Below are 13,912 nucleotides of genomic sequence, written 5' to 3'. Positions count from 1 at the left end.
TCAAGCGGCCTTTACCGACGCATCCATCACGTCGAGGCTGTGTCGGACATGGTCGATCTCTTGGCGGATCAGGGATTTCTCGAAAGCACTGACGTGGTTGTCGCCTAGGGCTTCGTGTACCGCGATCGTCAGATCAGCCACTTCCTTGCCTACATTGATCAGGGACCTGGTCAAGGCCTGGGGTTTAGGGGGAGTCCGCGCCACCAGGTCAAAGCCAAACTCGTTGGCCAAGGCCGTCAGCGGCCGCATGTCGCCGGTGTGCAGCAGAATCCCAAACAGATGCTCGACTGTTAGGTGGTGAGCGTCGTTGTCTGGGTTGGCGCGCTGCAGCAGGCTGACATGGGGAACGCCCATCTTCGCAGCCAGGGCCTTGGCCTCGTTGCCCAGCACAGCGCTCTGGCAGGACCGGAGAAAATCTTCCATTCGTAAAACCTCAATTCTGTTTCCGTGGCGCCCTGCCAGTGCGTGGGCGATCATTTGCTCAGGCAGTAAGCAATGACTGCCTCAGGCTGCTGTGCGCTTGGGGCGTGCCGGGATCGGACGAATCTCATTCGCCTCAATACGCCCGTCGTTATAAAGGGTGATTTCGATGCTTCTGCCGGCTCGAACCATTTGCGAGATCGCGCTCTGGTTCACGCCGAGAGCAGCGGCAAGCGCGGCTTGAGTGCCGTGCTCTTCTAGGTATTTGCTCAAAGGGATCTTTTTCATGGAGTTTCCACGGCTTGATATCTGCCATTGATAGTAGCAGCGCTGTTTTTTATCAGCAATAAAATACTAGCAGCGCTGTTTGCTCGGATATCAGCTCTGCTAATACTCTTATTCGTATGAAAATACGTCGCCCCCTCACCCCCGAAGAAGTCGCCGAGAGCGCCAGGCTCAAAGCTATCTACGAACAGCGGAAATCAGCTGCAAAAGCTGCCGGGCGTAACCTGACGCAGGCTGACGTTGCCGAAGCGTGCGGATGGTCTGGGCAAAGTGCATTCAGCCAATACGCCACCGGGAAGGTGCCACTAAATGTGGAAGCACTGCTGAAGCTCGCAAAGGCGCTCAACTTTGATGCAAGCGAGGTCAGCTCTCGACTGTTATCCACTGTTGCCAGCGTGCAGCAGGACCGCATACAGCCAAGCGTAAAATTAGGAAGTATCGAGACTTGGGACGACGAAACACCGCTCGATGATGATGAGGTCTACGTCCCCTTCCTCCATGAAGTAGAACTGGCAGCCGGATCTGGCAGGTTTGCGATTGAGGAAAGCGCCAACTCGCGTCTGCGCTTCAACAAAAAAGATCTGCGCCACAACGGCGTTCAGTTCAGCAACGCGAAGTGTGTGAGGGTTGGCGGCAATAGCATGGTGCCCGTGTTGCGTGACGGCGCCACCGTAGGCGTGAACGTAGGGAAAAACTCCCTGAGCGATATCGTCGACGGTGAGATGTACGCCATCAACCACAACGGCCAATTGCGCGTGAAGCAGGTCTACCGCATCCCGATCGGGATTCGCCTGCGCAGCTTTAACCGTGACGAGCACCCGGACGAGGACTACACCTTCCAGCAAATCCAGGAGCAGCACATTTCTATCCTGGGTCATGTGTTCTGGTGGGCGATGTATTCGCGCTGACCACCCTGCGCCGCGGAAGTATTGAATGACGAAGAAGCAGCCGACAGATACCAAGGCAGCTACTGCTGCTGACATTGAGCGATCCATCCAGGTCCTCAACAAAATGGCTGAGCGACTTTGAGGTGACGGACGAGAGGCTGAGGCTAAAGCCCTTCTCGATGCCCTGGACGCGCTAAACCGGGCACTGGATCGGATTAGGATTGGCGAAAGCCGCAGGGCTCTTCATTGAAACGTGCACGCCCCAGCTGAAGGCTGGGCGTATTAACAGCGAGGCTGATGGGTGATGGGGCTGCTCGACTTTTTATCCGACCTTCTCGGCGGTCTCGCTAACATCCAGCCTTACGAAAAGCCTCGCAGGGTCTTCACTCGAGGCTTTGTTGCATTCTGCGTGATGGTGGCTGTTATTGAGCTGATAGCGCTGAACCAGTTCTATGCAGCGCGCGGATGAGTTGGAGGCAGGAAGGATTTGCGGGGGAATGACTGCATAGTGATCTCGTAGATTATCTAAATAACGCAACCCAGGCAGGCACCTACAAAATTACGGAATGGATTCGATGAGAATTAGTTATTACGGATATTATCTAAGCCACAAGCTACACTACGGAAAACATCTATTTGACTTGTCAAGATTTATACTTTCTTTTGCGGAATGCCAAGACCCCACCCTAAAGGGTAGCTTTAAGCACAACTCTGAAAACATATACTTGCAGAGGTTAGCTGGAAACGTTTGCGTACTGGCAATGACGCGGGACGCGGAAACATTTAAGAAAATTGATACTTCAAGCATGTCAATTGGAGAGTTCAAGCAATTCCTTGGGCAAGATGAAAAGGTCGGATTTGCCTCCTACCTTATCATAAAGAACAACTTCTTCGGCTTCGCGTCATCCTCTCTTTCTCCAAAGTTTGACACATTTTGCGAAATGATTAACACGCTACTAACCTATACAAACAATGGGAGCTGGTCATTCTGCATACATCCGCTTATACATCAAGCAACACGAGATGAAGCGGTTAAAATGAACTTCATTGGAAAAACCACAATTGAAGTTAAAAAAGAAAACTCTCTGGCTCAAAACATCCTCAATGTTATAAGCGCTGGAGGAGATATAGATGATCTAGACTCACTTGAGATAACATTGAAACCCATCAAGGGGCGAAGCATAAAGCCTGTGGTTCAGAGACTGGTGAGCGCGACGTCTGACCAGGGTGTCGAAAAGCTGGTAATGAAAGCGAAAAATGATGCGAAGTCTGCTATGCTCGACCTTTATGTGGTAGGACGCGGGGTCATCTCGGACGATCTCGGCAACTACGAAGAAAGCGTTATTTCTGAAATCATGGAAACGAAAATCAGAGAGAATGCAAAACTAAAGGAACAGTTAGAGGCGTTTATTGAAGATGGACAAACTGACAAGGCTGATTTTAGTCGTTTTTTACATTTCAATAATGTCAGCTCCTGGTCCGATCTTGCTTGCGAGCTACAAAGCACTTACAGCCTACAATATTGACTTATCATTTAGTTTGTATTCAAACAGAAAGGAACTGGCTGCAATAATTGCATCTTATGCATTTACCATGCTCGGCTTCCTTGCTGCGGTCATCGCCATTTTACTCAATTTCTCTCAATCCAGGGCATTTCAGAACTATAAGAAAAACAAATATTTAGATGTATTTTTCGCCATGTACTTCTATTGCATTGCCACTCTGGCTGCCACGTTTATTTTCTCGATTATGTCTCTCTCCGCAACATCAGCACACTTATTCATGCGGTGCGCACTTGTGTTATCAATGAACAGCATGGCTCAAGTGCTTTTTATTAGCCTTGCAATAATTAGCATTTGCAAAAAGTCTATGTCTCGGTAAGCAAGCCAGCGCCGGGCTTTTTTGTGCGCCGTGCAGGTACTTAACTAATTAGAATCGCAACATCACACGAATTTTACAGGCGAATACCTGGATCATGGGCTAGAGTTATTGCTGGCAAATCCAAGGTAGGCTTTGCCCAGCATTAATCATCTATCGCACTGCAATTGGGATGGACTCCAATGAACCAAATTAAATCTCTACTGAAAATAACATCAGTACTATGGCTCACAGCTTTTTCCACAAACTCAACAGCAGATGTTTATGTGTGTAAAGACGATCCCGAGACAAATAAATGTAATGATTATGCCCTAATCACTCAAGCCCAGAGAGATATCACACCGTTGCCTGAAAAAAGACCTACAGTCGATTTTGCACTTAAAAATTCGAGTCACGACTCCATAAAAAATGGCTTCGAATCTATTGGGAACACAAACCTTTATCTGAAGCGTAATCTCTGGCACAAAGGGGGAGAGGCTGAGAATTCATCTGTGCACCTTACTGCTAAAGTATACAAAAACAATGAGTATCAAAAATCTTGCCATATTTTCGCTGACAACCTTCCAAACGGAAAGTACCGAACGACCTGCAAACCAAACTGAACTCATGCGCAGTCAGCCCGGTCCAGCGCCGGGCTTTTTTTTCCGCCCTTCCCTGCCAATCCAGTTGGTGACTCATCCATCAAACCACACCATATTCGCCCCATGAGAGAAACGGCTCACAGGGGTGGTACGATCAGCGCCCACAACTCTGACCGGACAAGCCTTCAGTGCCCCCTATCATCTGCGCCAATGAGTTCGACATCTGCGTTTCAATGCCTGACTTCGTCACATGGGCAGAGGACGAGCACATCCCCAACGCTGATCTAGCAGTAGCTTTGAAGGCTATGGGAATCGCGCTCAACATTACTGAGCTGTACGATACCTACTTCGACGACACACCTGTTGGTGCTGGTGACGTCCACATCTATCCGTCCGCTGAAAATGAAAGCTTCCTAGTCATGGACCTGTATCGAGATCTAACCGATCAACTGGATATAGTTAGTTTCTCGTTGAGAGTCGACCAGTCTGCACTCTATCTTGCCTTACCCCATCTGAGACGATTCTTTGATGCTGCCGAGTGCCAGATTGCATTTAGGCAATCCAGTCATTCCCAACAGTTGCGCTCGCTGATTGATGGGGGTAGATACCCGGTCCTATTCGATGAGAGCGGGTATCTACAGACGCTCATAATTCACACCTGAAGCGCCCCGCTCGCGAGACATAGCGGGGAAGCACCCTGCGCGGGCTTTCTTGTTGCCTGTGTCCCGCCCAGGCATGACAGACACCATGCTTTTCATTCTGAGGCCCTACCCCAGCCCGCCTCGCGCTCAGCGCCAGCCTATCCCGTCCCTAGTGCCGACCCCTTGCTAGGGCTAGCTAATTCAGTCCACGAGAGCCCGCCACTGAGCGGGCTTTTTTTCGCTCTCAAAAAATATTATTAGCAGCGCTATTTACATTAAATAGCAGCACTGCTACTTTTATTCGCAAGCCAGACAACACTGGCCTAGCAGCGAAAGCCGCGCCGCTCTTTAGCGACACCCCTTGCCGGATCACCACCGGCCCAGATTCAAAGGCAGCGATGAACCGGCCTCAACGGTTCAGAGGGTTGGCAACTGACCCGGGCGTGCAGCGTAAAGCGCCAAGAACAGTTATCCAGCGGGAGAACAAGCCGAAAGGCCCGCGGCTGGAGGAACAACTTGATTGAGCCAGTGACCGACGCCAGTAGCGGGTCACGGCGGAAAGCATCACTGAGCAGCCTTCTCGCGAGGGCTGCTTGGGATGACAACCACTTGGAAATAAATTGCATGGCCAAGTCTTTCAAGCAAATGATCAAGGACGGGGATCTGAAACGTGCCGACGCAATGAAGGCGCGCCTGGAGGATCTCTACGAAGAACCCGGCTTCAACCTTCGAGCCGAAGGCGAAGAGCTGGAAGAAAGTATTGATGCTCTGGCTGAGTTCATCTTCGCCGGCGGCCAGATCCCGGCACTGGAGGTTCGACCTCGCGCTGAGGGTGGAATGTGGGTTGTCGATGGCCATCGCCGTCGTCGCGCCTACTTGAAGCTCGACCAGGCGGGACGACTTCCAAGGGTGCCGAGCAAAGATGACCCAAAGCGCTTAGAGGCCTGGATCTCGATTGTCCCCTTCGAGGGTAACGACGCCGAACGTGTCGCCAGGGTCATCACCAGCCAGGAAGGAAAGAAGCTCTCTCCTCTTGAGCTGGCCGACGGTTACAAGCGGCTCACGGCGTTCGGCTGGACACCTGATCAGATCGCAAAAAAGGTCGGCAAGACCCGCCAGCATGTTGAGCAGGTGATGACGCTCGGCAATGCAAACACCGACGTGCAGCAATTGGTCGCCTCAGGCCAGGTCTCTGCGACAACGGCTGTTCAAGTCGTCCGCCAGCATGGCGAGAACGCAGGCAAGGTCCTCGGTGGAGAACTGCAAAAAGCCAAGGCCACCGGGAAGTCAAAGGTGACCGCGGGATCGATGCGCGGCCCGACCACACCACGCCAGCAGCTCGAAGCAATCCGCGCAGCGGCGCAGGAAATCTTCAAAGCGTTGCCTGAGGGATGCCTGAATAGCTCGGGGCCAGAGGTCAGCCTCCCCACAATACTGCTCATCAAACTCCAACAAGCCGTAAGCGCTTCCAAAGAGGCGGCTTAGCAATTCAATTGCGCAAAGCAGCACCCGGCCTCTCACGAGGAAAGACGGGAAATCAACCGATCAAGCACGGAGCACCAAATGAGCGAACAAACCCTTCAAGCGCTGCTTGCCGAGCGCGTCACTGCATACGCCCACTCCGACCGTCCGCGCGAATTGATCGACGAGGGCATCGAGAAGCTGTTCAAAGAGGTTGTGAGCGATACCTTCCGCTCCTACGGCGACTTCGGCGGAGCAATCAAGGAAGCCGTCAAGGCTGCACTGCCGGCCAACGTCAGCGACATGTTCGAGCTTCAGCGCTACAACGCCCTCGTCGCCAACGCCCTGAACCAGCGCTGGGAACAAGCGGCCATGGGTTCGCTCATCTTGGAGCGCGCCGAAAAGTCCATAGCTGATGTGCTCACCGGTGAGGGCCTGCTGACCGGCGAAGTTTCGCTGAAGAAACTGCTCGACGAATTCGTGGAGCACCACAAAGAGAGTGCCGCCGAAGGCCGATGGGAGCGCCCGGAAATTCGCGTTGAAGAAGGCGACGGCAGCTACTCCCACAAGACGATGCACATCTACTTCGATCCAGAGCCGGAAGACAGTTACCGGAGCGGACACTACTCATCTTCCTCGCGCAGCAACTACAGCCTGAAACATGCGCTGCACATCAGTATCAAGGGCGAGCGTGAAACCGGCGACCACTGGAAACCAACCTTGGCGTTTGGTGAGGTCTACAGCGCCAAGCTGGATGACAGGAAGATCGCGATCGACATGCAGGTGTATTCGAAGTGGGAGCGCATGCTGGCGTCCCTGTACTTCGGCAACGCCATTCTTGTGATCGACTGCGACCCCGACGACTTTTCCTACGGCTTTGACGACTGACCAACCAGCGCCACGTCAGTCTGACGCTATACGCGGGTCACGATGGAAAACAACACTGAAGCTCGTTCACTGAGCGGGCTTTGGGATGTTTACCAGGTGCTACCGATTTTGCCGAGAGCTGATTAGCTGCCGGCATTTATCAGCCACCTCCGGGTGGGATATCGCCACATTGGACAGTACGCGATACATCTCGCGCTCATCCGGAAACGGGTAGATATCGAGATATAGAGCGATCTGAATCTTGCGTAGATGCGTGCCTTCAACAAGCCAACGTTCAATAGTGCGAGTCATCGCCGAACCGTTGTCGTCTGTTTGCCAGGCCAGCAGGTCGAAGAGTTTGGCCACTAGTAAAAACGGGATCGACTCTGGGATATCAGCAAACAGCCGATCAGCCAAATCCAACTCGCCGAACTCAGTCACGACTTCCTGGGCAGCCCTGAAAGCCTCTGTGTATTCCGGCCTACCGCTTTCTAATGCGATCACGTCCAGCGCTCTAGCAACAACTTGGCGCATAGCGACTCCATGTTGTGAGGAGAGGCACTGATGCTACCAGCCTCTGACCCGGCAAGCAGGATAACCAGCGCCACGTCAGCCTGACGAAAACTGCCGGCGAAGCATGGCCAGCTTTCAGGAATTGGCCCGCGCCGCGATCAGTGCTCGCACATGCGGCCCGACCACCTCGAAAGAGGCTGTATTGGAATGTCGGCGCCCCATAAAAAAAGCTGATCCAGGCCAACTGTTTGTATGCGAACGGGCGGACGTAGTTAGGCATCTTGGTCAGGACCGACATTCCAATGCAGCTTCAATAGGTGGCCACTGCCTGCCCAGTGAGCAAGCAATAGGAGATACCGCCATGAAGCGCTAACCCTGGGTTGCCGAGCAACAGTGTTCCCAGCCACTACAGTGCTGGGCGCTTGGACCGACGAGAGAATATCGGTTCCGGAGAGCGCGCTTTGTCAGCGCCCCGCAGCGGGCATAGCCCTGAGGATCTGCTGATGACATCAGCGCCGAACAAGTAACCGGCATCGCGGGCGAGTCCGAGGGCAACAGCTGGCCAGACTTGACGCATCCCGGGCAGCGCCGGGCGCCCGCATCTTTACTGTATTAGCGGACCAACGATGATGTTCTGACTCTTGCAATTGCAGACAGGCACGCGAGCACCGGAGCGTTTTCGATGGTAATCGCACTCCTTCGCCGGAACAGTAGCGAAACCCTCCCACCGATCATCCGATTCGCCATAGTCATTTGAGCGTCTGACCTGGACGCCCTCGTGCCCACAAGAACCACAAGTTGCTTTGTGCCGGCTTTCATCCCAGCCCATTTGCCTCTCCTTTTTACAAAACTACTCGCTGAAATATAGCAGCCAGCAACCTGACCGCCCTCCCCGACACCACCCGCATGCACTCCCCTCCACGCCCAACGGCAACCAGTGGAGCAGTCGAGTGCAGCCGAGTTTTGTTGGATCAACACCCCTCCACCCTGGAGACAACCATGAACGCAGCACTGAAGATTTGCCAGGAGCGCTTCGACGCTTTGTTGCCTGCTGAGGCACCCGACGACAGCGAAGCCGAGCGTGAATGGCTGGAGCATGCGGCGGAGCAGCTGGTGCGCGGTGCTGACGTGTCGTGGAAGCGGCGCTACAGCAAACCCATCACCGTCACGGCTGGCCAGTTCGCCACCTACCTCCAGGGCCACCTGAATCAGCGGCAGATCGATGGCGAGGACAAGCGTGATTCGTTCGCCCGCCTGGTTCTGGCCGCGGTCGTTGGGAGCCAGAGCGAATCCCACAGCCATGCCGGCGACCTGCTCGGTTCAGAAAGGCCTGTCCAGACCCTGGAACAGATCGCCATCGACATGCTCAGGCCATACGCCGTTGATGCGGTGGCGGCCGAACGAGAAGAGCGCGAAGACGACGTGGATGGTGGCTTGTGAGCCCTCACATCCTCATCGACCAGGCCCTCGAAGGCGTCAGCGACCAGGGCAGCCAGTCTGATATCGGCCTTCTGGTTCAGGAGCTGATCACCCGTTTATACACTGACGGTGCGATCACCACCGACGAGTTCAACCACTACTGCAAGCGCCTGATGGAAGCCTGTCAGCGGCGCAAGGAGGCATCGTGAGTACTCCACCAGTAAAAACCTTGATCGACGAACAGCTCGATGAAATCGAAGCGAAGCTGATCATGCTGGGCTTCGGCCTCCCCTTCAACGAAGTGATCGGCCTGCCGCGCGAGCGTGCCGTGGCCAGCCTGCCCCAGCGCCTGGCGCCGACGATGAAGGGCGGCCGGATAGCGGTGAGGGTTCGGCCGTGAGCTTCTATGAAGACAGCGTGGCCGACGGCAGTCACTGCATGAGCTGCTGCCAGCTCATCGGCGAGGATGTTGGCTATCCGCGCTGCTGCCGGAATTGTGGCGGCGAAGGCAGCGAACCGAACCCCGAAGGTCATAAAAAGCGCATGAAGGCCGAAGCCATGCAGCGCTTTGAAGGCTGGCTATCCCGAACTGGCATTGCCCACAAGAAGCACAACAACGGCTACCACGTTGTGCTGACGCTTCCCGACGGGCGAATGATCGACTGCTGGCCCAGCACGAAAAAGTGGCAGCTTCGTGGGCAACGCATCAGTCGTGACGGAAAGGCGCTTCATGAGTTGGTGCTTCAGCAACTGAGGCCATGGCCATGACTTCCTACCAACGCGCCAAGCGCTACTGCTTCTGGCGCGGCTCTGCATTCACCCTTCTCCTCTGCACCTTCCTGATGCTGCTGGGCGCCCTCGCTGATCGAATCACTTGGTAGTCACTTTTCCAGCTTCTTTGCTAGAGCCTTGAGTTTTTTTGCAAGATATCGCAAAAACTCTGGATCACTCGGCATCTGAATTTCGTTATATGCCTCCTCGGCAATTTCTCCTGCGTATTGGATACGCGTCACCCCGTCATTGGTCCGGAAATAGAGGGAATCAGCATCCACCCATTTTTTTTGTTTCGTACGACGCTCAATCGATACCTGCATCGGTTCAAATTTGATAACGAAAGATGGTGGTGCCTTTTTTTTGGAAGCCATTACAAGTCCTTTTGCTGAGTTAATGGCCGGCGATGCTAGCAACCAACTGAGACCCATTGCCAGCAAGTTGGCAATCCATTTTTAGTCCACTCCTCAATAGCTGCGTTAGGCGCGGCAAGGAATAGTCATGTCCGCACAAAGCGTGGCGCCGGTGGCGCACGATCGAAATCTTCACGTCCTTCCTCACGCAGCAACCAGCACCAGTGCTCTGGTACTGGACGGCGACAGCCTGGACAAGATGATGCGCCTGGCCGAAGTCATGGCCACCGGCCGCGCCACATTACCGAAGCACTTCAACGGAAACCCTGCGGACTGTCTGGCGGTCGTCATGCAATCGATGCAGTGGAAGATGAATCCATTTGCGGTGGCCCAGAAAACGCACCTGGTCAACGGCGTCCTTGGCTATGAGGCTCAGCTGGTCAACGCAGTCATTACCACCTGCGCACCGGTGATGGATCGCCTGCACTATGAGTGGTTCGGAGCCTGGGAGAAGGTGATCGGACAGTTCACCATCAAGAACGGCGACAAGGGCGAGTACCGCGTCCCGGGCTGGAAGCTGGAGGACGAGCAAGGTCTAGGCGTAAAGGTCTGGGCCACCTTCCGCGGCGAGGACGAACCGCGCGTCCTTGAGCTGCTTCTGGCCCAGGCCCGCACCCGCAACAGCACGCTCTGGGCGGACGATCCTCGCCAGCAACTGGCCTACCTGGCCACCAAACGCTGGTCGCGCCTCTACTGCCCGGACGTGATCCTAGGCGTATACAGCCCAGACGAGCTCGAAGAAAGCGCACCAGCTGTCCGCGACGTTTCACCACGCCCGACAGCCTCTCCCGACGAACTCCCCGATTACCCCGACGACAAGCTCGCCGAGAACCTGCCGAAATGGCGCGCCGCGATCGACGCGGGCCGGTCAACACCCGAGAAAGTCATCGCGACCATCGCCAGCAAGTACACCCTGACCGATCAGCAGATCGAAACCATCCAAGGCCTCGCGCCGATTGAAGGTGAGCCGGTATGAAAATTCACAACATAGTCCAAGGCTCCGCCGAGTGGAATGCCCTCCGCGCCCAGCACGACACCGCCTCCGAGGCCCCCGCCATGATGGGCGTCTCGAAATACCAAACCCGGACTGACCTGCTGACCGTGAAGAAAACCGGCATCACGCCGGAGATCACCCCAGCTCAACAACACATCTTCGACAAGGGTCACGCCACCGAAGCTCTGGCCCGCCCGCTTGTCGAGGCCATGATCGGCGAAGAGCTCTACCCTGTCGTGGGCACCAACGGCAAACTGCTGGCCTCCATGGACGGCGCCACGATGCTTGGCGAGACCCTGTTCGAGCACAAGCTGTGGAACGAGTCGCTGGTTGCCCAGGTGAAGGCCGGGGAGCTGGAGCCGCACTACTTCTGGCAGCTTGAGCAGCAGCTGCTGGTGAGCGGCGCCGAACGCGTGATTTTTGTTTGCTCTGACGGCACCGCCGAGAACTTCGTGCACATGGAATACCGGCCTGTCGCCGGCCGCGCCGCACAACTGGTCGAAGGCTGGAAGCAGTTCGAGGCCGACCTGGCCAACTTCGAAATGGCCGAGGCGCCGTCGATCGTTGTCGGCAAGGCCCCGGACGAACTGCCCGCACTGCGCATCGAGCTGACCGGCATGGTCACTGCGAGCAACCTAAAGGTGTTCGAGGAGTCGGCGCTGGCTGTCATCGACTCGGTGAAGACCACGCTGGTTACAGACCAGGACTTCGCCGACGCCAAGAAGGCTGTGAAGTGGTGCAGCGATGTCGAGCAAGCAGTCGACACTGCGAAGAAACAGGCTCTCTCGCAAACCCAGACCATCGACGAGCTGTTTTCATCTCTCGATCGCATCTGCGCACACGCCCGGGAAACTCGCCTGAAAGTCGACAAGCTGGTGAAAGCCCAAGAGCTGCTGGTGAAGAGCAACATCAAGCAAAAGGCCGAGCAGGCTCTGGCGGATCACGTCGCAGCGATCAACAAGACCCTGGGTCGGGTTGTGTTGCCCGCGGTGACGGCTGACTTCGCTGGAGCCATGAAGAACAAGCGCACGATCGCCAGCCTGCAGGACGCCGTCGATACCGAGCTGGCTCGAGCGAAAATTGCTGCCAGCCAAACCGCGGACGCAATCCGCATCAATCTGGCCAGCCTGGCCGAGCTGGCAGTCGATCACGCCTTCCTGTTCAACGACATTCAGCAGCTGGTGATGAAGGCGAACGACGACCTGATCGCGCTGATCAAGGTGCGGATCTCCGAACATCAGAAGGCCGAGGAGCAGAAAGCCGAAGCCCAGCGCGAGCAGATCCGCCAACAGGAACTGAAGCGAATCGAAGACGAGGCGAAGGCCAGGGCGCCGGTTGAGCCTGCACCAGTCGCCAGCCCAGCGTCGGTGAAACCCACCGCACCGGCTCAGTCCGCCACGAAGCCAGTGACCACCACTGCGGCGCCGGTGAACCTGCAGGCTGAAGTGTTCGATCTGGAGTCGTTGATCAAGGCCGTCGCCTACGGCCAAGCCCCTATTTCGGTGCTGACGGTGGACTGGGAAGCACTCGACGCGATGGTCGCAGCTCAGGGTGCCAAGTTCAGCATGGCCGGCGTGAGACTGGTCAAGGTGGCAGCTTGAGACGCTTTCGCATCCAACAACGCAAACGACAGACCTGGCTGGCACTGCCGGCCAGTGGAATTGAAGAGGTAGGCCATGGCCAAGAGCAATGCCCAATTACAGAAGGACAAACGCGCCAAGGAGAAGGCGCTGCTCGAGCGGATCGGCGCCGAGAAACGTTCGCTGATTGTTTCGAAAGCGCTCGATGATGCCCTGCTGATCCTCGGCGAGCGCCACGACTTCGAGGAATGGCAGGAAACGATCTCTACGATAGTGATCAACTTGGCTGCAGCGCCCTCAGAAGAATCCGCCCGCTACGCCACCATGTCACGACCTGAAATGGTCGTTACTGAAAAGTGGTCGCGACAGCTTGAAGAGTTTGCCAAGACTGGCGCCGAGGTTTAGCGGTGCAAGGCAATCAATCCTTCATATTTGCTTTATTCAATATTTTGTTAAGGCAATTTATAGCTTCAGAAAGACACGAGCAGACTGTGCCTAATGTAAAAGCTAGCTGCTTATCACTGGGCCCCATGATGAACGTAAAGCTTTCCCCGTCCCCCTCAAAAGACCTGTCGAGCGACCGGAATGTCGCATGACTAGCTAAAGCGGAAAGTCCTCGATAGAAGGTTTCATACATAGGAAGCAGCCCGGCCGCCTGTGCAGCCTCATAAATCGGATATTTAGCAGCATTTTCTTCCGCACGCCCAACAACCTCTTGGAGGGCAGCCAAATGATCATCCGTAAAGTCCGAGCAAGGAGACTTCATCATCCCTCGCGCTTGAACTAAATCCTCATGATCGCTAGCGCGAGCCATTCGGTCGTAAACCCGGTCATCTGTAACTAGTGCTGAAGCTGCAAACAAAGTTTCAGTAGCGGTACGAACTAGCACTTGGGCTTCTTGGATAAGGCCTGATTCGCAAAGCAGAATTGCCCCCTGGCAGCCCCGTATGGTGCGCTCAGTAAAAACAATGGCCGCTAGAATGCACGCTGTCTGCTCTTCCATGGGCAAACTCAACAGCTGTTGATGGGCTCGCTCGGACAACGCTGAAGCCTTATCAAACTCCTCCGAATATTGCTTTTTGATTGAGGATTTGAAGGCGTCTATGTCAGAGGACAAGAAGCCTTTAGAAGCAAAACTGTTAGGCATGTACCGTCCTCCAGTAATTCGATTGGCTGTTAGCCGCCTACGCACACTTCAACGA

General features: G+C 55.1%; 18 protein-coding genes and 1 pseudogene. 14 read left to right on the top strand and 5 right to left on the bottom strand.

Going from position 1 to position 13,912, the window contains the following annotated elements:
* Both BLV20_RS00785 and BLV20_RS00780 read right to left on the bottom strand, forming a co-directional pair.
* Positions 1–423 carry a phage regulatory CII family protein gene (locus BLV20_RS00785; RefSeq protein WP_092295568.1) on the bottom strand — a complete coding sequence of 141 codons (423 nt, stop codon included), beginning with the start codon at positions 421–423 and terminating at the stop codon, positions 1–3.
* 81 nt (positions 424–504) lie between these two features.
* On the bottom strand, positions 505–708 hold the full coding sequence (locus BLV20_RS00780; RefSeq protein ID WP_092295565.1) for a Cro/CI family transcriptional regulator: 204 nt from the start codon (positions 706–708) through the stop codon (positions 505–507).
* A gap of 116 nt (positions 709–824) precedes the next feature.
* On the opposite strand from BLV20_RS00780, the gene BLV20_RS00775 reads away from it, so the two are divergent.
* The 7 genes and pseudogenes from BLV20_RS00775 (at position 825) to BLV20_RS00745 (ending at position 7,041) form a co-directional block, all read left to right on the top strand.
* On the top strand, positions 825–1,613 hold the full coding sequence (locus BLV20_RS00775) for an XRE family transcriptional regulator (protein ID WP_092295562.1): 789 nt from the start codon (positions 825–827) through the stop codon (positions 1,611–1,613).
* 25 nt (positions 1,614–1,638) lie between these two features.
* Positions 1,639–1,842 (top strand): annotated as a pseudogene (locus BLV20_RS00770) (hypothetical protein).
* Between the two features lie 325 nt (positions 1,843–2,167).
* Positions 2,168–3,118 carry a hypothetical protein gene (locus BLV20_RS00765; RefSeq protein WP_175540113.1) on the top strand — a complete coding sequence of 317 codons (951 nt, stop codon included), beginning with the start codon at positions 2,168–2,170 and terminating at the stop codon, positions 3,116–3,118.
* Between the two features lie 534 nt (positions 3,119–3,652).
* On the top strand, positions 3,653–4,072 hold the full coding sequence (locus tag BLV20_RS30730) for a hypothetical protein (protein ID WP_139192647.1): 420 nt from the start codon (positions 3,653–3,655) through the stop codon (positions 4,070–4,072).
* A gap of 167 nt (positions 4,073–4,239) precedes the next feature.
* Positions 4,240–4,713 (top strand): hypothetical protein, encoded by a 474-nt coding sequence (locus BLV20_RS00755; protein WP_092295553.1) that lies wholly within the window; start codon positions 4,240–4,242, stop codon positions 4,711–4,713.
* A 603-nt stretch (positions 4,714–5,316) separates the two neighbouring features.
* A complete protein-coding gene (locus tag BLV20_RS00750) occupies positions 5,317–6,177 on the top strand; it encodes a ParB/RepB/Spo0J family partition protein (RefSeq protein ID WP_092295550.1) in 861 nt (286 codons plus the stop codon).
* Positions 6,178–6,255: 78 nt separating this feature from the next.
* On the top strand, positions 6,256–7,041 hold the full coding sequence (locus BLV20_RS00745; protein ID WP_092295547.1) for a hypothetical protein: 786 nt from the start codon (positions 6,256–6,258) through the stop codon (positions 7,039–7,041).
* Positions 7,042–7,140: 99 nt separating this feature from the next.
* Here BLV20_RS00745 and BLV20_RS00740 read toward each other — a convergent pair whose 3' ends face one another.
* The gene (locus BLV20_RS00740) at positions 7,141–7,554 is read right to left on the bottom strand and encodes a hypothetical protein (protein WP_092295544.1); all 414 of its coding nucleotides are present in this window, start codon (positions 7,552–7,554) and stop codon (positions 7,141–7,143) included.
* A 978-nt stretch (positions 7,555–8,532) separates the two neighbouring features.
* Here BLV20_RS00740 and BLV20_RS00735 point away from each other — a divergent pair.
* The 4 genes from BLV20_RS00735 to BLV20_RS31630 are packed head-to-tail and all read left to right on the top strand — an operon-like array spanning position 8,533 to position 9,720.
* Positions 8,533–8,973: a hypothetical protein gene (locus BLV20_RS00735; RefSeq protein ID WP_092295541.1), complete on the top strand. Its 441-nt coding sequence runs from the start codon at positions 8,533–8,535 to the stop codon at positions 8,971–8,973.
* The gene (locus BLV20_RS00730) at positions 8,970–9,161 is read left to right on the top strand and encodes a hypothetical protein (RefSeq protein WP_092295538.1); all 192 of its coding nucleotides are present in this window, start codon (positions 8,970–8,972) and stop codon (positions 9,159–9,161) included. The genes BLV20_RS00735 and BLV20_RS00730 overlap by 4 nt, the downstream gene beginning before the upstream one ends.
* On the top strand, positions 9,158–9,352 hold the full coding sequence (locus BLV20_RS00725) for a hypothetical protein (protein ID WP_092295535.1): 195 nt from the start codon (positions 9,158–9,160) through the stop codon (positions 9,350–9,352). The genes BLV20_RS00730 and BLV20_RS00725 overlap by 4 nt, the downstream gene beginning before the upstream one ends.
* On the top strand, positions 9,349–9,720 hold the full coding sequence (locus BLV20_RS31630; RefSeq protein WP_256577631.1) for a hypothetical protein: 372 nt from the start codon (positions 9,349–9,351) through the stop codon (positions 9,718–9,720). Before BLV20_RS00725 ends, BLV20_RS31630 begins: the two co-directional genes overlap by 4 nt.
* 113 nt (positions 9,721–9,833) lie before the next feature.
* Here the strand turns inward: BLV20_RS31630 and BLV20_RS00715 are convergent, their stop codons facing one another.
* Entirely contained in the window at positions 9,834–10,097 is a 264-nt protein-coding gene (locus BLV20_RS00715) for a hypothetical protein (protein ID WP_092295532.1), read from the bottom strand.
* Positions 10,098–10,224: 127 nt separating this feature from the next.
* On the opposite strand from BLV20_RS00715, the gene recT reads away from it, so the two are divergent.
* From recT to BLV20_RS00700, 3 genes are all read left to right on the top strand, one after another.
* Positions 10,225–11,112 carry a recombinase RecT gene (gene recT, locus BLV20_RS00710; protein ID WP_092295529.1) on the top strand — a complete coding sequence of 296 codons (888 nt, stop codon included), beginning with the start codon at positions 10,225–10,227 and terminating at the stop codon, positions 11,110–11,112.
* A complete protein-coding gene (locus BLV20_RS00705) occupies positions 11,109–12,731 on the top strand; it encodes a YqaJ viral recombinase family protein (RefSeq protein ID WP_092295526.1) in 1,623 nt (540 codons plus the stop codon). Before recT ends, BLV20_RS00705 begins: the two co-directional genes overlap by 4 nt.
* Positions 12,732–12,806: 75 nt before the next feature.
* Positions 12,807–13,115 carry a hypothetical protein gene (locus BLV20_RS00700; RefSeq protein WP_092295522.1) on the top strand — a complete coding sequence of 103 codons (309 nt, stop codon included), beginning with the start codon at positions 12,807–12,809 and terminating at the stop codon, positions 13,113–13,115.
* Between the two features lie 13 nt (positions 13,116–13,128).
* Here the strand turns inward: BLV20_RS00700 and BLV20_RS00695 are convergent, their stop codons facing one another.
* Complete coding sequence (locus BLV20_RS00695) at positions 13,129–13,857, bottom strand: DUF5677 domain-containing protein (protein ID WP_092295519.1); 729 nt, start codon at positions 13,855–13,857, stop codon at positions 13,129–13,131.
* Between the last annotated feature and the right edge of the window lie 55 nt (positions 13,858–13,912).

This window comes from Pseudomonas sp. NFIX28 (genome assembly GCF_900107395.1).
In the GTDB taxonomy this organism is placed as follows: domain Bacteria; phylum Pseudomonadota; class Gammaproteobacteria; order Pseudomonadales; family Pseudomonadaceae; genus Aquipseudomonas.
Note: the sequence above shows the minus strand (reverse complement) of the source record. Positions and strands in the feature narration are given on the sequence as shown.